Annotated in this window: 14 protein-coding genes; 7 read left to right on the plus strand and 7 right to left on the minus strand. The window is 66.6% G+C overall.

What is annotated here, in order from left to right:
* Positions 1-8: 8 nt before the first annotated feature.
* Positions 9-638, minus strand: a complete 630-nt coding sequence (gene rsmG / locus FHW85_RS14985; RefSeq protein ID WP_167252918.1) for a 16S rRNA (guanine(527)-N(7))-methyltransferase RsmG — start codon at positions 636-638, stop codon at positions 9-11.
* A gap of 155 nt (positions 639-793) precedes the next feature.
* Positions 794-1,249 carry an SPFH domain-containing protein gene (locus FHW85_RS14990; protein WP_168648794.1) on the minus strand — a complete coding sequence of 152 codons (456 nt, stop codon included), beginning with the start codon at positions 1,247-1,249 and terminating at the stop codon, positions 794-796.
* A 394-nt stretch (positions 1,250-1,643) separates the two neighbouring features.
* Between FHW85_RS14990 and FHW85_RS14995 the strand changes: the two genes are divergently transcribed.
* The 7 genes from FHW85_RS14995 (at position 1,644) to FHW85_RS15025 (ending at position 13,602) form a co-directional block, all read left to right on the plus strand.
* Positions 1,644-2,666 (plus strand): LacI family DNA-binding transcriptional regulator, encoded by a 1,023-nt coding sequence (locus FHW85_RS14995; RefSeq protein ID WP_168648795.1) that lies wholly within the window; start codon positions 1,644-1,646, stop codon positions 2,664-2,666.
* A 127-nt stretch (positions 2,667-2,793) separates the two neighbouring features.
* Positions 2,794-5,799, plus strand: a complete 3,006-nt coding sequence (locus FHW85_RS15000) for a TonB-dependent receptor (protein WP_168648796.1) — start codon at positions 2,794-2,796, stop codon at positions 5,797-5,799.
* Between the two features lie 165 nt (positions 5,800-5,964).
* The gene (locus FHW85_RS15005) at positions 5,965-7,425 is read left to right on the plus strand and encodes a glucoamylase family protein (protein ID WP_168648797.1); all 1,461 of its coding nucleotides are present in this window, start codon (positions 5,965-5,967) and stop codon (positions 7,423-7,425) included.
* Positions 7,422-8,732, plus strand: a complete 1,311-nt coding sequence (locus tag FHW85_RS15010; protein ID WP_168648798.1) for a sugar ABC transporter substrate-binding protein — start codon at positions 7,422-7,424, stop codon at positions 8,730-8,732. The genes FHW85_RS15005 and FHW85_RS15010 overlap by 4 nt, the downstream gene beginning before the upstream one ends.
* Positions 8,733-8,748: 16 nt before the next feature.
* Positions 8,749-9,627, plus strand: coding sequence for a sugar ABC transporter permease (locus FHW85_RS15015; protein ID WP_167252912.1), 879 nt, complete (start codon positions 8,749-8,751; stop codon positions 9,625-9,627).
* Positions 9,624-10,445 carry a carbohydrate ABC transporter permease gene (locus FHW85_RS15020; protein WP_167252911.1) on the plus strand — a complete coding sequence of 274 codons (822 nt, stop codon included), beginning with the start codon at positions 9,624-9,626 and terminating at the stop codon, positions 10,443-10,445. Before FHW85_RS15015 ends, FHW85_RS15020 begins: the two co-directional genes overlap by 4 nt.
* A 4-nt stretch (positions 10,446-10,449) precedes the next feature.
* Positions 10,450-13,602 (plus strand): discoidin domain-containing protein, encoded by a 3,153-nt coding sequence (locus tag FHW85_RS15025; protein WP_168648799.1) that lies wholly within the window; start codon positions 10,450-10,452, stop codon positions 13,600-13,602.
* A gap of 117 nt (positions 13,603-13,719) precedes the next feature.
* Here the strand turns inward: FHW85_RS15025 and FHW85_RS15030 are convergent, their stop codons facing one another.
* The 5 genes from FHW85_RS15030 to FHW85_RS15050 form a co-directional block, all read right to left on the minus strand.
* Positions 13,720-14,553 (minus strand): pirin family protein, encoded by an 834-nt coding sequence (locus FHW85_RS15030; RefSeq protein ID WP_168648800.1) that lies wholly within the window; start codon positions 14,551-14,553, stop codon positions 13,720-13,722.
* A gap of 90 nt (positions 14,554-14,643) precedes the next feature.
* Positions 14,644-15,339, minus strand: a complete 696-nt coding sequence (locus tag FHW85_RS15035; RefSeq protein WP_167252908.1) for a YecA family protein — start codon at positions 15,337-15,339, stop codon at positions 14,644-14,646.
* Complete coding sequence (gene xth, locus FHW85_RS15040) at positions 15,339-16,106, minus strand: exodeoxyribonuclease III (protein WP_168648801.1); 768 nt, start codon at positions 16,104-16,106, stop codon at positions 15,339-15,341. The genes FHW85_RS15035 and xth overlap by 1 nt, the downstream gene beginning before the upstream one ends.
* A gap of 90 nt (positions 16,107-16,196) precedes the next feature.
* Complete coding sequence (locus FHW85_RS15045) at positions 16,197-18,281, minus strand: hypothetical protein (RefSeq protein ID WP_168648802.1); 2,085 nt, start codon at positions 18,279-18,281, stop codon at positions 16,197-16,199.
* Between the two features lie 362 nt (positions 18,282-18,643).
* Positions 18,644-20,746, minus strand: coding sequence for a M3 family metallopeptidase (locus FHW85_RS15050; RefSeq protein WP_168648803.1), 2,103 nt, complete (start codon positions 20,744-20,746; stop codon positions 18,644-18,646).
* Between the last annotated feature and the right edge of the window lie 6 nt (positions 20,747-20,752).

Genomic DNA, 20,752 nt, shown 5'->3' on the forward strand with positions numbered 1-20,752 from the left:
CGGCACGCTCAGGTCCGGCCAAGCACCACGAGGTGACGCTCCGCGTCCAAACCGGGCACGTTGAGCCCATGCGTGCCGCGCAGCGCGAAGCCGGCGGGAATGCCGGGGAATTCCTCGTCCGGCCGCTTGCCCTTCATGGCCAGCCAGATTCCTTCCGGCCCCAGCAAGTGGCCGCCCCAGCCCAGCATGTCGGCCAGGGTGGCGAAGGCGCGGGCGGTGACGCAGTCGAACTGGCCCTGCACGTCTTCCACCCGCGACTGCTCGGCGCGCACGCCTTCCAGCTTCAGCGCGCGGATCGCCTCGCGCAGGAAGCGGACCTTCTTGCCGTTGGAATCCACCAGCAGGATCTCCCGCCCCGGCGCGGCGATCGCCAGCACGATGCCGGGCAGGCCGGGGCCGGTGCCGAGGTCCGCCAGGGTCCGGCCCTGCACGTAGGGCAGGATCGCCAGCGAATCGAGCAGGTGGCGGGTGACCATCTCGGCCGGATCGCGGATGGCGGTGAGGTTGTAGGTGCCGTTCCAGCGTTCGAGCAGGGCCTGGTAATCCAGCAGGCGCTGCACCGCGCCCTCCGGCAGGCTCAGGCCGAGCGCGGCGATGCCTCGTTCCAGCTGGGTCTGCAAGGCGGCGCGGTCGGCCATGGACGGGATCCTGCGTGGCGAAAAGGGCGGCAGTATCCGGGCGCGCGGCCCGCGGCGCCAGCGAAGGCGCAAAGAAAAACCCGCCGAAGCGGGTTTCAAAGGCTCTCAAGTTCCCCTTTTTTCGCGGGCGCTCTAAGGCAGCCTCGCGTATGGCTTCAAGCGAAATCCAGGTCGACCCGGGTCACCATCACGCCGCGCTCGCGCAGCGCCTTGTTCATGGCCAGCTTCAGCCGGGCGCCGAGGTCGCGGCGGTCGACCTCGATCGCGGCCGGCTCCTCGCGCAGCGCGGCCAGGGCGCCGCCGCGGATCAGCTGGTCGGCCTGGTCGATCACCGCGTCGGCGCGCTCCGGCTCCAGCACCTGCCAGTACACCGTGCCGCGTACGTCGTGCGCATTGGCCAGCGGCTCGCGGAATTCCAGCACCTGCCCGCCCAGGCTGATCCGATGCCCCATCCGGTCCAGCCCCGGCACCACCATGTGGGTGCCTTCCTGCAGCAGGCGGCGCGGCTTGCCGTGGCGGTAGACGCTGACCACCTGGCCAGCGGGGACGCGCCGGATGGCGGCGGCGGAAAGTGCCAGGAGGGCGGCGAGGACGGTCAGTAGAGCGATCATGATCTTTTTAATTCAATGATTTACACGTTGTTTCTCAAGTACGCAGCAGATACATGGTACATCCGCACGATGACACTGGGATTAACCGTGATTTAACCGCGGCCTTATGGATTTTTACAATCCCCCAAAGGGGCTAAGTGCGTGAAATGCAAAGCAAGCCTCGTTCCGCCGGGGTGCTTCCGCCCGCCTCTGTTGCGTTGCCACAGTTCACACCGTTTTGACGGATAACGGTTTTTTACGGCGTTTCCTTAAGGCAACCGCGCGCTTCGCTAGAACTTCTGGCCGATCAAATTATTGCGATGCAGCAAAGTCTTTGATTTGCAAAAGCTTTACAAGCATCGATGAAAACGTTTACGTTGCCCTCCCGGCGAATCCGGACCTCCTGGGAGCGGCAATGGGTGTGACCATCAAAGACGTGGCACGCGAGGCCAAGGTGTCCGTGGCTTCCGTCTCCCGCGCCCTCAACGGCCACGGCGGAGTCACCGCCGAGACGCTGGAGCGCATCCGCGAAGTCGCGGCCCGCCTGCGCTACATCCCCCATGGCGCCGCCCGCAGCCTGATCACCCGCCGTACCCACACTATCGGCGCGCTGCTGCCGGACCTTTATGGTGAATTCTTCTCGGAGCTGATCCGCGGCATCGACCTGGCGGCGCGCGTGCACGGCCTGCAGCTGCTGGTCTCCAGCTCGCACGACGGCGCCGCCGAGGCAGCCTCCGCCCTGCGCGCGATGCAGGGCCGCGTCGACGGCCTACTGGTGATGTCGCCCCACGCCGACGCCGCCTTCCTGCGCCAGAACCTGCCGGTGGGCCTGCCCACCGTGCTGATGAACACGGTGCTGGAACGCGACGACTACGCGGCGCTGTCGGTGGACAACGCAGGCGGCGCGCGATTGGTGGTCGAACACCTGCTCGGCGAAGGCTATCGCCGCATCGCTTTCATCCAGGGCCCCGTCGGCAACCACGACGTGGCTGAGCGCGAACAGGCCTACCGCGAAGCGCTCGCCGCGCGCGTGCCTGGCGTACCGCCGATCGTGCTGCCCGGCGAATTCGACGAAGCCTCCGGCTACCGCGCCGGCCAGCGCCTGATCGCGATGAGCCCGCGTCCCGATGCCGTGTTCGCCGCCAACGACATGATGGCGATCGGCTGCATGGCGGCGATCCGCGAAGCGGGCCTGCGCATTCCCGAAGACATCGCCGTGGCCGGCTTCGACGACGTGCCGATGGCGCGCTACGTAAGCCCCGCGCTGACCACCGCCGGCGTGCGCATCGCGGAGCTGGGCAAGGCCGCGCTGGAACAGCTGGCCGGACAGATCGAAGGCGATGAAGCGCCCGCGGTGCATATGCGCATAGCGGCGGAATTGATGGTGCGGGCGTCGACGACACGCAACCAGAAAAGCAAAGCGGCGCGCGCGGACTGACGCCGCCGGATCACCAGGGGGCCGGCCACGGAGGCCGGTTCACCGCCGCCGGCGCGGGACCGTACCGGTAGCGTATCCACAACCAAAAGTCAGCCGTATCGAACCCTTGAGGGAGGGTGTCCAAGTCATGGCACGCAAACACGCACTTTCGCTGCAGATCTCGCTGGCGCTGGCCGCTCTGGCCGCCACCGCGACCTTCCTGCCATCCGTCGCCTGGTCGCAGACCTCCGACTCCACTCTCCGCGGCCGCGGTCCGGCCAATGTCGAAGTGGTTGCCAAGAACGTGGCGACGGGATCGACACGCCGCACCCGCACCGACAAGGACGGCAGCTACGCGCTGGTCGGTCTTCAGCCCGGCACATACCAGGTCGATGCCGGCGGCAATCAGAAAACGGTGACGTTGACCGTGGCCTCCGTCGGCACGTTGAACTTCACCGAGCCGGCAGCGCCGGCACCGGCCGCCGCCGAGGCCAGCGCGACGAACCTCAACGCGATCACCGTCAACGCCACCACGCTCGCGGAAGTCACCACGTCCGAAGTCGGCACGTCGATTTCGCAGCACCAGATCGCCACGGTGCCGCAGATTACGCGCAACTTCCTCGAGTTCGCCGACATCGTTCCCGGCATGGTCTTCACGGTGAAGAATGGCCAGACCAACCTGCAATCGGGTGGTCAGGCATCGGGCGCGATGAACGTCTATATCGATGGCGTTGGTCAGAAAAATTACATTCTCTCTTCTGGCGTCTCCGGCCAGTTCAATACACAGGGCAATCCATTTCCGCAGCTAGCAATCAGCGAATACAAGGTCATCACGTCGAACTACAAGGCGGAGTACGACCAGATCTCCAGCGCGGCGGTGACGGCGGAAACCAAGTCCGGCACCAACGAATTTCACGGCGAAGTGTTTGGCAACTATACGAACCAGTCCGTACGTGCGCGGACTCCCGCCGAAGAAGACAGCGGAAAGAAAATCCCTTCGCACAACAAGGAGTACGGCTTCGCCGTAGGCGGCCCGATCATCCAGGACAAGGCGCACTTCTTCGCCACCTATGAAGGCAAGGAATTCGACCAGCCGATCACCGTGATCCCTGGCGGTCCGCTGACTTATGCAGCCGGCTTGCCTGCCTCGGCGCGCTCGCAGCTCGGTGCCGCCAGCCAGCCATTCAAGGAAAATCTCTACTTCGCCAAGATCGATTGGGAACCCACCGATCGGGACCGCATCGAGCTTACCGGCAAGTATCGCGACGAGAGTGCCATCAGCGGCATCGGAACCGGAACCGCCGCCTCGGCCTCCTATAACACCAAGAACACAGACAAGCGCTATGTCGTCCGCTGGGATCACAGCGCCGACGCCTGGTTCAATCGACTGCAGGCGACTTACGAGAACGCGTTCTATACGCCGACCGCAACCAACTTCGGCAACGGCTACGTCTACACCGCCTTCGGCAACAACGATCAGCAGATTCTGGCAACCGGCGCAGCGTCGCCACTCGCTTCGCAGAATAAGGGCCAGAAAGGTCCGTCCCTGCAGGACGACTTCACCTTCAACAACATCGAATGGCATGGCGACCACGTCATCAAGATGGGCGCCAAGATCAAATGGGTGCGCCTGACCGCGCAGGATGCCGGCGAATTCAATCCGCAATTCTTCTTCGACACCACGCCCGATGGAACGGCTGCAATACCTTACAAAGTGCTGTTTCCTCTGGCCGCGCCCGGCACCAGCCCCGTGGCCAGCACGATCGATCGCCAGATCGGCGCATACATCCAGGACGACTGGAAAATCGACGACCACCTGACGCTGAATCTGGGCGTGCGCTGGGATTATGAAGTCACTCCGTCGTATCACGACTTCGTTACTCCAGCCGGCGTCGTCGCAGCCATCAACTCACAGGATCCGGCAGCCCCGGCGGGTCAGACGTATGCCCAGTCACTCGCTCTTGGTGGCGTTAATGTAAACGATTACATCAGCAATGGTCATAACCGCCATCCGCCGCGCTACAACTTCCAGCCGCGCTTCGGCTTCGCCTACGACATCAATGGCGACGAGGAGCACGTGATCCACGGCGGCGCCGGCCGTTCGTACGACCGCGACCTCTACCAGATCCTCCAGCTCGAGCAGACGAAGTCGGTTCTTTCGCAGCCGACCATCAATTTCATCAACGCCAACCACCCTTGCACTCCCGGTCCCACCTGTATTCCGTGGAACCCGATTTACCTGACCGGTCTGAATACCTTGCAAGCCCTCATAGCCAGCAGCAATGCCGGCAAAGAGGTAGACATGATCACCAACAACCTCAAGACGCCATACTCGGATCAGATCAGCCTCGGCATGCGCAACAAGATCGGCGAGTGGAATACCGACGTCACGGTTCAGAGCGTCAAGAGTTTCGACGGACTGGTCTTCCAGCTGGGCAATCGCTATCCGGACGGTTCGTTCTGGAAGAACAAAAGCCAGCCCTGGGGCAACGGTATTCCCGGCTATGGCAGCCTGATCATTGCGGACAACGGTCTGAAGACCAAGACTACGCAGGTGCTGGTTTCCGCCGAGAAACCGTACACACAGGAGTCGCATTGGGGCGTCACCGTCGCGTACACCTATACCAAGAGCCGGTTCAATCATGACGTGCAGGATCTGACCGATCAGTACGCCTTTGACGCGGCGACGATCCACGATTACCCGTTCATTCCAGGGCCGACCGCAAAGCATCGACTGGTCACCACCGGCACTGTCGACGGCCCGTGGGGCCTGCTGCTCGCCGCCAAGCTGACGCTCGCCACACCCACCGCTTCGGTGAACAACGCGTGCTACGGAGCAGTCGATTCACCCAACGGCTGCGTTCCGATGACGGTCGTACCGCCAGGCACCGGCAAGTTCCTGGTGGGAGGCAAGGTCTTCGGCTACCGCGATCTCGATCTGCAAGTCACCAAGAACTTCAAGGTATGGGACAACCTGAGCGCCTATGTCCGACTGGACGTGCTCAATGTCTTCAACTGGAAGAACTACAACGATTACATCACCGACTTCGGTTCCAACGGCGTGCTCAATCGCAACGCAGTGATATACAACCCGATCGGCAACATCATCGACGTCCCACGCACATTGAAGCTGACCGCCGGCATCAAGTTCTGATCGATATCGGCCGGGTGCGCAGGTAACTGTGCGCCCGGCCGGACGAGAGCCTTGGGGCTTTTTTTTGAAGTCGAGACGTAAACGTTTACGTCTCACAAATTTCTCTTCACGGCGGGATCATGGGCAAACCAGCTCCCTGCCGAACCGGTTTGCAAAGGCGACATCATGCGCATGAATACCCTGACCCGCTTCGCCATCGCGCTTTCTTTATCGCTCGCTTGCGTGGCCAATCCCTTAGTCGCGCAAGCATCCAAGCCGAAGCCGGCGCACGCGGTTGCGAGTACGCAGGTGCCGCCCCTGATCGACGACCTCGAACACCGCACCTTCAACTGGTTCTGGGACAGCGCCAACCCCCAAAACGGCCTCGTCCCCGATCACTACCCCACCAAGTCCTTCGCCAGCATCGCCGCGGTCGGCTTCGGACTCACCGCCTATGGCGTGGGCGCCGAACGCGGCTACATCACGCGCGACCAGGCGGTGGAACGCACGCTCGCCACGCTGCGCTTCTTCCACGACGCCCCGCAGAACGACAGCGAAGACGATGCCGCCGGCTACCGCGGCTTCTTCTATCACTTCCTCGACATGGACTCGGGCAAGCGCTTCGATCGCAACGTGGAGCTGTCCACGGTGGATACCTCGCTGCTGCTCGGCGGCGTGCTTTTCGCGCAGTCGTACTACGACCGCGACACGCCGCGGGAAAAGCAGATCCGCCAGCTCGCCGACGAGATCTACCGCCGCGTCGACTGGACCTGGGTGCAGGCGCGCAAGCCGCTGATCACCATGGGCTGGACGCCGGGCGGCAAGTTCATCCCGCACGACTGGCAGGGCTATAACGAAGGCATGCTGGTTTACATCCTCGCGCTGGGCTCGCCGACGCATGCGGTGGGCGATGACGCGTGGAAAGCCTGGACATCGACCTACAACCGCACCTGGGGCGAATTCCACGGCCAGACCTTCCTCAACTTCGCGCCGCTGTTCGGCCACCAGTTCAGCCACGTATGGGTGGACTTCCGCGGCATCCGCGACGCATGGAATCGCGAGAAGGGCCTGGACTATTTCGAGAACAGCCGCCGCGCCACGTACTCGCAGCGCGCCTATGCCATCGCCAACCCCGGCGGCTGGACCGGCTACGGCGCCAATATGTGGGGCATCAGCGCAAGCAATGGCCCCGGCGGGCTGGTAGTGAAGAGCGGCGACAAGGAACGCACCTTCCACGGCTACACCGCGCGCGGCGCGGGCCTGGACTACATCAGCGACGACGGCACCCTGGTGCCCATGGCCGCGGGTGGCTCGATCCCCTTCGCACCGGAGATCGTGGTGCCTGCGCTGGAAGAAATGAAGCAGCGCTACGGCAAGGACATCTACACCAAATACGGCTTCGTCGATGCCTTCAATCCCAGCTTCCACAGCAAGACCGACCTGCGCACCGGCAAGCTCGTACCCGAGCTGGGCTGGGTCGACACGGTGCACCTGGGCATCGACCAGGGCCCGATCGTGCTGATGGTGGAGAACTGGCGCAGCGGTTTTGTATGGAACGTGATGAAGAAGAACCCGTACGTGCGCAAGGGCCTGGAACGCGCCGGCTTTACCGGCGGCTGGCTGGATGAGGCCCCGCCCAAGCCATGAGCACGCGTTCGCGCCAGCGCCGGCCATGGCGCGTGCTGCTGCACGCGCTGGCGTGGACCTGCGCAGGTGTCGCCGCTGCGCTGTCGGCCGGTTGCCAACCTGCGGATGACGCGCGCACGCTGACGTTCTGGACGGTCGGCCGCGAAGGCGAAGCGGTGGCCAAGCTGCTGCCGGATTTCGAACGCGAACATCCCGGCCTGCATGTGAAAGTGCAGCAGCTGCCGCTCACCGCGGCGCACCAGAAACTGCTTACCGCCATCGCCGGTGGCTCCACGCCAGATCTCACCCAGCTCGGCAACACCTGGATTCCCGAACTCGCCGCGCTGGATGCGCTCGAACCGCTCGATGCCCGCGTGGCGTCTTCGCAGGTCGTTCGCCCGGACGACTACTTCGCCAATATCTGGACCACCAACCGCATCGGCAACACGCTGTACGGCGTGCCCTGGTACGTGGACACGCGCCTGCTGTTCTACCGCAGCGATCTATTGAAGCAAGCCGGCTTCGACGCACCGCCGCGCGACTGGGCGCAATGGCGCCGCGCCTTGGCCGCGCTCAGCCATCCGGACCGCGGCAGCTACGGCATCCTGCTGCCCACCAACGAGTTCGAACAATTGCTGGTGCTGGCGCTGCAGCAGGACGAGCCGCTGCTGCGCGACGGCAACCGCTACGGCAACTTCCGCAGCGCGGGCTTCAAGCGCGCGCTGGCGTTCTACGTGGATACCTTCCGCGAACGGCAGGCGCCGGCCATCACCAATGTGGAAGCCGGCAACCCGTGGACGGAGTTCGGCCGCGGCGTCTATGCCTTCTATCTGTCCGGCCCGTGGAATATCGGCGAGTTCCGCAAGCGCCTGCCGGCCGCGCAGCAGGGCGACTGGAACACGGCACCGCTGCCCGGCGAACACGGCCCCGGCGCCTCCAATGCGGGCGGCTCCAGCCTGGTGATCTTCCGCCGCTCCGCGCACAAGGAAGAAGCCTGGCAGCTGATCGAATTCCTGTCCCGCCCCGCCGTCCAGCAGCGCTTCTACGACCTGCTCGGCGACATGCCGCCGCGCCGCTCCTCCTGGGAGGGCGGTGCGCTGCGCGGCGATCCCAAGGCACGCGGCTTCCGCGAACAGCTGGAGCGGGTGAAGCCCACGCCGCCGATTCCCGAATGGGAGCGTATCGTGACCGAGATGCAGCTGGTCGCCGCGCAGGCAGTGCACGGCGACCTGAGCATCGATCAGGCCGCGGCGGAGATCGACCGGCGCGCCGACCTGATCCTGGAAAAGCGGCGCTGGATCCTCGACCACGCGAAACCCGCGCCATGACCGCCGGAGGCCACGCATGAATCCACCACGCGCCGCCTGGTTGTTCCTTGCGCCCGCCCTGCTCGTGCTGGGCCTGTTTTTCCTGCTGCCGGTGATCGCCGCGCTGGTGCTCAGCCTCACCGACTACGACCTGTATGCGCTGGCCGACATCCGCAACCTGCGTTTCGTCGCGCTGGGCAATTACTGGGAGCTGCTGCACCGGCCGCTGTTCTGGTCCGCGCTGGGGCACACGCTGTACTTCGTGGTGGTGGGCGTGCCGCTGTCGATCGCGGTTTCGCTCGGCGCCGCGCTGCTGCTCAACTCGCCGCTGGCGCGCTGCAAGCCGTTCTTCCGCACCGCGCTGTTCGCACCGGTGGTGACTACGGTGGTGGCGGTGGCGGTGATCTGGCGCTACCTGTTCAACACCAAGTATGGCCTGGCCAACTACGCGCTGGACGGACTGGGCATCCATCCGGTGGACTGGCTGGGCGATCCGCGCTGGGCGATGCCCACCATCATCCTGTTCGCGGTGTGGAAGAACTTCGGCTACAACATGATCATCTTCCTCGCCGCGCTGCAGGCGATCCCCGCCGACCTGTACGAAGCCGCGCGCATCGACGGCGCCTCGCCCGTGCGCCAGTTCCGCCATATCACGCTGCCGATGCTGGGGCCGACCCTGCTGATGGTGAGCATCCTGACCGTTTCCGGCTACTTCCAGCTGTTCGCCGAACCGTTCGTGATGACCGAAGGCGGCCCGCTGCAGAGCACCACCAGCGTGCTGTACCTGATGTACGAGGAAGGCTTCAAATGGTGGAACCTCGGTTCTGCGTCGGCGGTGGCCTTCCTGCTGTTCCTGATCATGTTCGCGGTGACCGCGCTGATGCTGCGCGTGGCGCGCCGGGGAGGCGAGGCATGAATCCGCGGCTGGCCAAGGCGCTGATCAACGGGCTGCTGATCGGCGGCACCCTGGTGGCGGTGTTCCCGCTGCTGTGGATGCTGTCGGTGTCGTTCATGCGGCCCGGCGAGGCGAGTGCGTTGCCGCCGCCGCTGTGGCCGGCCCACGCCACGCTGGCCAATTATCACGAGCTGTTCGAGCGCGCCGGCATGGGGCGCTACCTGCTCAACAGCCTGGCCATTTCCAGCGCGATCACGCTGCTGTCGCTGGCGTTCAACCTGATGGCGGGCTACGCCTTCGCCAAGCTGCGTTTCGCCGGGCGCGAGCGCTTGTTCCAGATGCTGCTCGGCGGGCTGGTGATTCCCGCGCAGGTGGCGATGCTGCCGCTGTTCCTGCTGCTGAAATACCTGGGCCTGGTGAACAGCTACGCCGCGGTGGTGATGCCGGCGATGGCGACCATCTTCGGCATCTTCCTGGTCCGGCAGTATGCGCGCGGCATTCCGGATGACCTGCTGGAAGCGGCGCGCATCGATGGCGCGGGCGAGCTGCGCATCTTCGCGCAGATCGTGCTGCCGCTGCTCAAGCCCATCATGGTGACCCTGGCGATCTTCACCTTCCTCACCGCATGGAACGATTTCATGTGGCCGCTGATCGCACTGACCGGCCAGGAGCACTACACCTTGCCCATCGCCCTGGCTTCGCTGTCGCGCGAGCACGTGCAGGATTCGGAGCTGATGATGGCCGGCTCGGTGGTGACGGTGCTGCCGGTGCTGGTGCTGTTCCTGGCCTTGCAGCGGTATTACCTGCAGGGGCTGCTGCTCGGCAGCGTGAAAGGGTGATGCGATGAAGTGGCGCGCCTTGCTGCTGTCGTGGGCCTTGCTGGCGCCTGTCGTGCACGCCGCCGAGCGGGCACGCGTCATCGACGACTTCAGCCGGCCGGCCGCCTGGACAGCTGAAGGCACCGACGATATCGGCACGCAATTGCGCGTAGCCGACGGACAGAGCGGCAAGGCCATCTGCCTCGACTTCGATTTTCACGGCGTCTCCGGCGGAGCCGCGCTCAAGCGCGCGCTGCCGATGGACTGGCCGGACAACTTCGCGCTCTCCTTCGACGTGCGCGGCAGCATGCCGCCCAACGACCTGCAGCTGAAGCTGGCCGATGCCAGCGGCGACAATGTCTGGTGGTATCGCCGCGAAGCCTTTCAGCCCGGCGCCGACTGGCAGACCGTGGAAGTGCGCCGCAACCAGGTGGAGTTCGCCTGGGGGCCGACCAAGAACCGCACGCTGCATCGCACCGCCGCGCTCGAATTCACCATCTACGCCGGACAAGGCGGGCGCGGCGAGCTGTGCCTCAGCAACCTGCGCCTGCGCCCGCTGCCGGTGGAACCCGCCGAAACGCCGGCGCCGCGTGCGCAGGCTTCGTCCACGCTCGCCGGCTACGGCGTGCAGCACATGCTGGAAGGCAAGGGCGAGTGGCGCAGCGATCCGTCCGCGGCGGGCGAGCAGAGCATTGCGCTGGACCTTGGCCTTTCGCGTGAATTCGGCGGCCTGCTGCTGCACTGGCTGCCGGGCGCGCAGGCCTCGCACTACGAGGTGGAGCTCTCGGACGACAACACGCACTGGCGCACGGCCACGCAGGTCACCGGCGGCAATGGCGGCGACGATGCGCTGTTTCTGCCGCAAGCACAGGCCCGCTATGTGCGCCTGCGCCTGCTCGAAGGCCCCGGCAAGGCGTATGGGCTGACGCAGCTGGAAGTGAAGGACCGCGCCTGGGGCGCTTCGCCGAACGTGTTCTTCCAGGAAGAAGCCAGGCGCGCGCCGCGCGGCATGTATCCGCGTGGCTTCTCCGGCGAGCAGAGCTACTGGACCCTGCTCGGCACGGATGGCGGCGCGCGCGATTCCGCGCTGATCTCGGAAGATGGTGCGGTGGAAGTGGGCAAGGGCGGCTGGTCGCTGGAACCGATGCTGTTCTCCGGCCGCAACGTGATCGACTGGGCCACCGTGCGCAGCTCGCAGAGCCTGCTTGACGGCTACCTGCCGATCCCCTCGGTGCGCTGGACCGCCGACAGCCTCACCCTCGATACCACCGCCTTCGCCACCGGCGATGCCGCGCACACGCAACTGGTGCTGCGCTACACCCTCACCAACCGCACCGCGCAGCCGCAGCGCGTGACCCTGGCGCTGCTGGCGCGGCCGTTCCAGGTGAATCCGCCGACGCAGTTCCTCAATACGCCCGGCGGCATCCATCGCATCCACGACCTGGCCTGGAACGGCAAGGCGCTCACCGTCAACGACGAGACTCGCGTGGTGCCGCTGCAGGCCGTAGATGGCTTCGTGGCGAGCAGCCATGAAGCCGGACCGTTGCCGGAGCGGCTCGCGCAGGGCGAGCGCCCCGAAGTCACCTCGTTGCATGACGGCGCGGGCTTCCTGCAAGGCGCGCTGCTGTATGCCATCGACCTGCCCGCCCACGGCAGCCGCACGCTCGGTCTGGTGGTGCCACCGCGCGGCGCCGACTTCGCGGCGCCGCGCGCGCCGGAAACCTGGCTGCGCGAACAGCTGCAATACACGGCGTCGGCATGGCGGGAGAAGCTCAACCGCGTGGCGCTGCTGCTGCCGTCGTCGCAGCACGCCATCGCCGACACGGCGCGCAGCGCCCTGGCGCAGATCCTGATGTCGCGCGACGGCCCCGCCCTGCAGCCCGGCACGCGCTCCTACGCGCGCAGCTGGGTGCGCGACGGCGCCATGATGACCGAGGGCCTGGTGCGCAGCGGCCATGCCGAGGCCGCCGCCGACTTCGTGCGCTGGTATGCGCCGCATCAGTTCAGCAGCGGCAAGGTGCCGTGCTGCGTGGATGCGCGCGGTGCCGACCCGGTGCCGGAGAACGACAGCCACGGCGAACTGATCTTCGCCATCGCGCAGCTGTGGCGCTATACGCACGACCGCGCCGCGCTGGAACGGCAATGGCCGGCCGTGCAGCGCGCCATCGCCTATATGGACCGCTTGCGCGAGAGCGAACGCAGCCCCGCCAACCAGACCGAAGAGCGGCGCGCGCTGTATGGCTTGATGCCCGCATCGATCAGCCACGAAGGCTATTCGGCCAAGCCGATGCATTCCTACTGGGACGACTTCTGGGCGCTGCAGGGCTACGACGACGCGGTGCTGCTGGCCAAGGCGCGCGGCGATGAGGCGGCGGCGGCACGGATCGCGCAGGCGCGCGACGTATTCCGCGGCGACCTGAAAGCCTCCATCGACCTGTCTGTGCGCCAGCACCGTATCGACTACCTGCCCGGCGCGGCGGAACTCGGCGACTTCGACGCGACCTCCACCACCATTGCGCTGTCGCCCGGCGACGGCCAGACCTGGCTGCCGCCCGCGCTGCTGGAGCGCACCTTCGAACGCTACTGGCAGGGCTTCGTGGAACGCCGCGACGGCACGCGCGAATGGGAGGACTACACACCGTACGAACTGCGCACCATCGCCAGCTTCGTGCGGCTGGGCTGGCGCGGCCGCATCGGCGAGCTGCTGGCGTTCTTCTTCGCCGACCGGCGTCCGGCCGCGTGGAACCAGTGGGCCGAAGTGGTGGGGCGCGATGCGCGCAAGCCGCGCTTCGTCGGCGATATGCCGCATGCGTGGATTGCTTCGGATTACCTGCGCTCGGCGTACGACTTGTTCGCGTACGAACGACCGCGCGATCAGGCGCTGGTGTTGGCAGCCGGGATTCCGGCCGAATGGCTGAAGGGCGAGGGCATCGGGATCCGGCGTCTGCGCACGCCGTATGGGCAGCTGAGTTACCGCTTGTATGAGCGCGATGGCACGCTTGAGTTGCGCGTGGAGCAAGGACTCGATGTGCCGCCGGGTGGCTTGGTGTTGCCGTGGCCTTATGCGGGCAAGCCGGCCGGCAAGGTCGTAGTCAATGGCACGTCCACGGTGTGGCGGGATGGAGAGCTGGTGATCCGCGCATTGCCTGTCACTGCCGTGATGGCGACGCCCCGGTAAATCGCGTCACTTCGTAGGCTGGGGTGAGCGGCAGCGAACCCCAGCATCAGCATTAGCGCCTGGTCATGTTGGGGTTCGCCTTCGGCTCACCCCAACCTACGCGAAGGGTTCCGGGGCTTAGAACTTGCCGTCGCGGAAATCCGCGATCGCCTGATGAATCTCGGCAGGCGTGTTCATCACGAACGGTCCGTAGCGCGCGACGCTTTCGCCCAGCGGCTTGCCCGCCACCAGCAGCACGCGCGACGGCGCTTCGCGGCCGCCGATGCGCACCGAGCCGCCCTTGGAAAGCACGGCCAGTTCGCTGCGGCTGAGCACGTCGCCGGCCACCTGGGCATCCGCGCCATCGAACACGTAGGCGAAGGCGCTATGGCCTTCCGGCAGCGGCACTTCCAGCTGCGCGCCGGGCTGCAGGGCGATATCGAGATACACCGGCTGCGTGGCGATGCCGGCCACGGGGCCGGCCGCACCGAACACTTCGCCGGCGATGATCTTCACTTCCACGCCGTCCTGCGGATGCACGGTAGGAATGCGCGCCGGGTCGATGTCCTGGTAGCGCGGCTCGGTCAGCTTGTCCTTCGCTGGCAGGTTCACCCACAGCTGGAAGCCCCACATCAGGCCGTTTTCCTGCTGCGGCATTTCCGAATGCAGGATGCCGCGGCCGGCGGTCATCCACTGCACGCTGCCGGGGCCGAGGTCGCCCTGGTTGCCGTGGTTGTCGCCGTGGCGCATATGGCCGGCGAGCATGTAGGTCACCGTTTCGAAGCCGCGGTGCGGATGCTCGGGGAAGCCGGCGAGGTAGTCGTCCGCGCTGTCGGAACGGAATTCGTCCAGCAGCAGGAACGGATCGAGCATGTCCAGGCCGGGCTGGCCGATGATGCGCTTCAGGCGCACGCCCGCGCCATCGGAAGTGTCGGTGCCGCGGATGCGGCGGATGATGCTGCGCTCGCTCATGATGGGACTCCGTAAGGAATGCGCCACATGATGGTTGCGCGGCCGGCCCGGTCCAAGCCGCGCCGCGCGAACGGATTGTTTCCTACGGCGTCAATGCAGCCAGTGGCCGCTGCGGTGCCGCGGCGGCGCCTGGCCGCTGTCCTCGCCGCCGCCCCCGGCGTTGGCGGGGGCGGCCTGGGCCATGGCTTCCATGTCGGCCTCGGTCACCGGGTGCTGCTGCCAGTAATGCTCCACCGCGGACAGCACGGCCGGCAGCTGGGCCAGGCACTCGTCGTATTCGTCGTCGCTGAGTTTTTCGAAATCGGTCTCGGCGCTGAGGATGCCTTCGTCGACCGCCAGCGCCATCACCGGCCCGAGCAGTTCCATCAGCGAAGGGTCGTCGGCCAGGCGCTTTTCCCACAGGCCGGCGCGCAGGTCGATGGCGCGGCTGAAGCCTTCGCACCAGCCCGCGGCGGACAGGGTGGGACCGGTTTCGGTGTCGACTTCGCCCAGGATCGGCTCGTAGGCGTCGACGTCGAGTTCGGCGGCGATGGAGTCGTTGAGCTTGGCCAGCAGCGCCAGCACGCGATTGCCTTCTTCCTCGTCGGCGAAGGGCTCGTGCAGCACTTCCGGCAGCCATTCTTCCGGCAGTACCTGCAGCGGGCCGACCGCCAGCGCGGAGAGCATGCCGTGCACGCCGTCGAGCAGCAGGTCGCCGTCGCCGGAATGGGCGCGGAGATAGCGGTCCAGTTCGTCGAGCTCGTCGTCCGTGAGCGAACTGGGCCAGTCGGTCTTGTTCGTATTCATCAGATATCCAGATCCAGCGTCACCGGCGTATGGTCCGAAGGCCTTTCCCAGCGGCGCGGCGTGCGGTCGATGGCTGCCGCCTTCGCCGCTTGCTTCAGTGCGTCGCCGACCAGGATCAGATCGATGCGCAAACCCATGTTGCGCCGGAACGCTGCCTGGCGGTAGTCCCACCAGCTGAAGTGCCCGGCCTCCTGTTCGAACAGGCGGAAGCTGTCGTGCAGCCCAAGTTCGGTGATCGCCTTGAGCGCGGCGCGCTCCGGCGGCGAGCACAGCACGTCCTCGCCCCAGGCCACCGGGTCGTAGACGTCGCGGTCGTCCGGCGCGATGTTGAAATCGCCCAGCACCACCAGGTGCGGGTGGCGCTGGTGTTCCGCTTCCAGGAAATCGCGCACCTTGGCCAGCCAGTCGAGCTTGTAGGCGTATTTCTCGTCGCCCACCGCCTTGCCGTTGACCACGTACAGGTCCACCACGCGCACGCCGCCGACGGTGGCGGCGAGGATGCGCCGCTGCGGGTCGTCCAGGCCGGGGATGTCGGTGACGACGTCGGTGGGTTCCTCGCGGGCCAGGATGGCCACGCCGTTATAGGTCTTCTGCCCGGAGTACACGGCGCGGTAGCCGGCGGCGGCCAGCTCGTCCACCGGGAACCTGGCGTCCTCCAGCTTGGTTTCCTGCAGCGCGATGACGTCGGCCTTGGCCTCGGCCGCCCACTCGGTGAGCTGCGGCAGGCGGACCTTGAGCGAGTTGACGTTCCAGGAGGCGATTTTCATGCCCGGCATTGTAGGGGGATGCCGCCGCTTCGGCACTCCGCCGGACGCAGGGGAGGCCGGTCCGTGACCGGCCTCCCGCTGTGCTCCTGCTTACAGGTGGCTGAGCACGAAGGCCCGCGCATCCCAGCCGTCGTAGTTGGACAGGCGGCCCCACCCGTTGGTCGCCATCGCATAGACCGACAGGTTCTCGGTGAATCCCGCCACCGTGCAGCCGCCCGTGCAGCCCGGCGCGGGATTGGTCGTCATCAGGTAGCCGACCGAGCGCGTCTCGCTGAAGCTGCCGCCGCCCACCGCACCGCTGTCGGACAGCACGTCGCGCGCGCCGCGCCGGACCAGGAAGCCGTAGGTGGCGAAGCCGTGCGGATGGCTGGCCTGCCACGGCATCGTCACGTTGTCGCCGTCGCTGTGGTAGCCCAGCACGCCGCAGCAATCGTCCGCGCCGGTGCCGCCGACCATCGGCGCGCCGATATGCGCCGAGCAGGGCTCGTTGTTCACGTGCAGGGTGAGCACCATCGTACTGCCTTGCACCAGGCCGGCGCCCAGGCCCAGCTGCGGGTCGCTGGCCTTGATGGTGTGGATGTTGCCGCTGCCATCGACATAGGTGGGCACGTAGTAATCGATGCCCAGCGCGCCGATGTTCACCGGCAGGCCGGCCGCATCGAACAGTTCCAGCCGCAGCTGCACCAGGCCGTCCAGGATCGGCGCACCGCCGAGCGCGGTAGTGGTGTCGAACTTGCCGTTGGCGGTGTCTTCCACCGCGTCGGCCACGCTCCATTGGCCGGCCGGCGGCACCGCGGGCGGGATCTCGAACAGATTGCCTTCGCTGCCGGCCACCTGCGGGCCGAGCGGGTACGCCGTCAGCACCAGGTCGGTGCCGATCATCTGCGCATAGTGGCGGCTGATCGCGGCATTGAGCGGCTTGTACTGGCTGTCCGGCTCGCCGTCGCGCTTCCACGACAGGCGGTAGAACTTCACGCCCAGGCTGTCGCGCAGCGCGTTGTCGAAATCCAGCCGCGGCATCAGCACGCCGCCCCACGGCGCACCGCCGCCGGTGAGGCCGAGGTTGCCGGCATTGCTGCTGCCGGCCAGGGTCTGCGCACTGCCGCGGATATCGTCCAGCGAATGATTGCCGATGGCGGTGAACAGCACCCAGTTGTTGCCGGCGATCACCGGCGCGCACGGGCGGCAGGTCATGGCCAGCGGGTTGGTCACGTGCAAGGTGACTTCGGTGCCGCACTGGTAGTCCCACCAGGTATGGCAGGCGACCGGCGTCGGCGCGTACAGCGTCACCTCGAAGAAGCCGAACAGCCGCTGCTTCACCTTGAAGTACAGGTCCGGCTGGTCCGGATTGCGGAAACCCTTGAAGATAAAGCGCGCGAAATGCCCGCACTCGTCGGTGGCGGCGGTGCCAACCAGCTGCATGGTGACGAAGCGCGGATACAGCCAGCACAGGATCGGCCGGATCAGCTGCGCATGCTCCACCAGCGATTGCTGGAACATCTGCGCGCTGCCGCTCATCGCGGCGAAGCGCAGCTTCTGGTTGCCGGCGGCGGCGTGCAGCGCCTGCAGCGAGGCTTCGTCCACCTGGTGCGCGTTGATCTCCTCCACCGGGCCGGGCCCCGGCAGCGGACGCGGCGGCTGCCGGCCGGCGAGGATCTCGCGCAGATGATCGATCACATACGGCGGCAGCTTCGGCAGCACGATCCACAGCGGGTCGACCTCGTAGATCTCCACCGTGGCGTGGCATACCGGGAAATCCACCGACACGCCGTCGCGCACCACGCGCTTGAGCACCGTGCCCTTGACCAGGCACAGCCCCAGCAGCCAGTAGCGCCAGACATCCGGGAACACCGGGATGCGCAGATCCGGCGCGGTGTCGCCGGGGCGCAGCGTAATGTGGCGCTCGATCGCGCCGCGGCGCAGCAGCTCTTCGAGCGCGGGCGGCTGTTTCTCCTCGGGCGCGGGTCCCAGCACCACGCGCACGGCGGAGGCCTCGCGCGCTACGGGCAGTTCGAGCTTGGTCTCGCCCTTCTCACCCAAGGCCGCGTAGGAGAGCAGGCGGCCGCCATCGCTATAGGCGTAGGCGGCGACGGCGGGACGCTGGTCTGTGCTTTCCGCCTTGAGGAACTCGGCGGCGACGCGAAGCGTGATGAATGCATTGTCTGATTTGGCCATGACAGTAAGGCTCCGAATGGGCGGTAACAGGCGCACGCAGGCGCCGATGGCTGATCGCAGGACGATTCGTAGGACGATCAGGGCCGCTATTCGTAGCCGCGCGCAGCACGCGGAACCATTCGGCAAAGAGAGCTAAATCCAAGCGCTTAGCAGGCTTAGCGCCAAGGCCGTAGGGGAAGGCCCACACATTGCATGCAGGCGCGACCGCGAGGATGAATGCGCCGCGGTGAAAAACATCGACTGGCGCACACGCACACCGCCGTCCCGTGGCGGTGCGCCGCCAGACCCATGCCATTCGATGTAAGGGATCGCTGATGCCGCGCCGAACGTCCCGCGGCGAACCGCGGGACGTTCACATGCGCTCAGCTCAGCCCGTGGCTGCGCAGCAGCGCATCGGGTTCGGGCTTGCGGCCGCGGAAGGCGACGAAACTGTCCAGCGCCGGGCGGCTGGCGCCCACGGCCAGCACCTCGCGGCGGAAGCGCTCGCCGGTGTCGCGGTCGATCACGCTGCCGCCTGCCTGCGCGGCATCCTCGAACGCGCCGAACGCATCGGCGCTGAGCAGCTCCGCCCACAGATAGCTGTAGTAACCGGCGGCATAACCGCCGGCGAAGATATGCGTGAAGCTGTTGGGGAAGCGCTGCCAGATCGGCGGGTGCAGCACCGCCACCTCGCGCCGCACTTCCTCCAGCACGGCAAGCGGACGCGCACCCTGCGCCGGTTCGTATTCCAGGTGCAGGCGGAAATCGAACATGGCGAATTCCAGCTGGCGCACCAGGAACAGGCCGGCATGGAAATGCCGCGCGGCCAGCATGCGCTGGAACAGTTCTTCCGGCAGCGGCTCGCCGGTCTGCCAGTGGCGCGCGAACAGGTCCAGCGCCTGGCGGTTCCAGCCGAAGTTCTCCATGAACTGGCTGGGCAGTTCCACCGCATCCCATTCCACGCCGTCGATGCCGCCGATCGAAGGCAGCGCGATCTCGGTCAGCAGGTGATGCAGGCCATGGCCGAATTCGTGAAACAGGGTGAGCACGTCGTCGTGGGTGAGCAGGGCCGGGCGGCCCTCGGTCGGCGGCGCGAAGTTGCAGGTGAGGAAGGCCACCGGCAGCTGCTCCTGTGCGCCGTCGCTGAAGCGCGAGCGGCACACGTCCATCCAGGCGCCGCCGCGCTTGCCGGAACGCGCGTAGAGGTCGACATACGCACCGGCGAACACGCGGCCGCCGGCATCGCGCACGTCGTAATAGCGCACGTCCGGATGCCACACGTCGATGCCGTCGCGCGGCGCCAGCGTCACGCCGTACAGGCGCTGCACCAGGCCGAACAGCCCGTCGATCACCGCCGGCAGCGGGAAGTAGGGCTTGAGCTGCTCTTCGTCGAGGTCGTAGCTGCGCTGGCGCAGCTTCTCCGATGCGTAGGCGACGTCCCAGGATTCGAGGTTGTCCAGCTTCAGTTCCTTCGCGGCGAACTCGCGCAGTTCCGCCAGCTCCTGGCGCGCCACCGGACGGGCGCGCTGGGCCAGGTCGTGCAGGAACTCCATCACCTCGGTGGGCGAGGCCGCCATCTTCGTGGCCAGCGATTCCTCCGCCGCATTGGCGAAGCCCAGCAGCTGCGCCGCCTCGTGGCGCAGCGCCACGATGCGCTCGATCCGCGGGCCGTTGTCGAACTTGCCGGCGTGCGGACCCTGGTCCGAAGCGCGCGTCTGGTACGCCCAGTACACGCGCTCGCGCAAGCCGCGGTTGTCGGCGTAGGTCAGCACCGCCTGCACGCTGGGCTGCTTGAGCGTCACCAGATAACCGTCCAGGTTCTGCTCGCGCGCGTACTGGCGCAGCACGGCGCGGCCGGATTCGGGGATGCCGGCGAGGTCGCGCTCGTCGGTGATGTGCTGGTGCCAGGCGTCGGTGGCGTCGAGCACCGCGTTGGAGAACTCGGTGGACAGCTTGCTCAGCTCCACGCCGATCTCGCGGTAGCGCGTGCGCTCCGGTTCTTCCAGCGCCACGCCGGAGAGGCGGAAATCGCGCAACGCATGCTCGACCAGGGTGCGCTCCGGCTGTGCCAGCGCGGCGAACTCCGGCGCGTCGGCCAGCGCCTGCACGGCCTGGTACAGCGCGCGGTTCTGGCCCAGCTCGATGCCGTGCTCGGTGAGTTTTTCCTCGGCCGGACCATAGGCCTCGCGCAGCGCTTCGCTGTCGGCCACCGAATGCAGATGCCCCACCGGCGCCCAGGCGCGCGACACGCGCTGCTCCAGGCGTTCCTGCGCCAGCATCAGGCCGGCGAAATCGCGCGGGCCGCCATCGGCGGTGAGCTGGTCGATGGCGTCGCGGTAGTCGGCCAGCAGTGCATCGATGGCGGGGCCGACGTGCTGCGGCCTGATGCGCGAGAAGGCCGGCAGTTCGCCGCCGTCCAGCAGCGGGTTGTCATGCGCCGGAGCGGCGTGCGCCTGGGTGTCCCGGGCGGTGTTTTCGTGAGCCATGCGTCT

Source organism: Dyella sp. SG609, from assembly GCF_012275375.1.
Lineage (GTDB): Bacteria > Pseudomonadota > Gammaproteobacteria > Xanthomonadales > Rhodanobacteraceae > Dyella_D > Dyella_D marensis.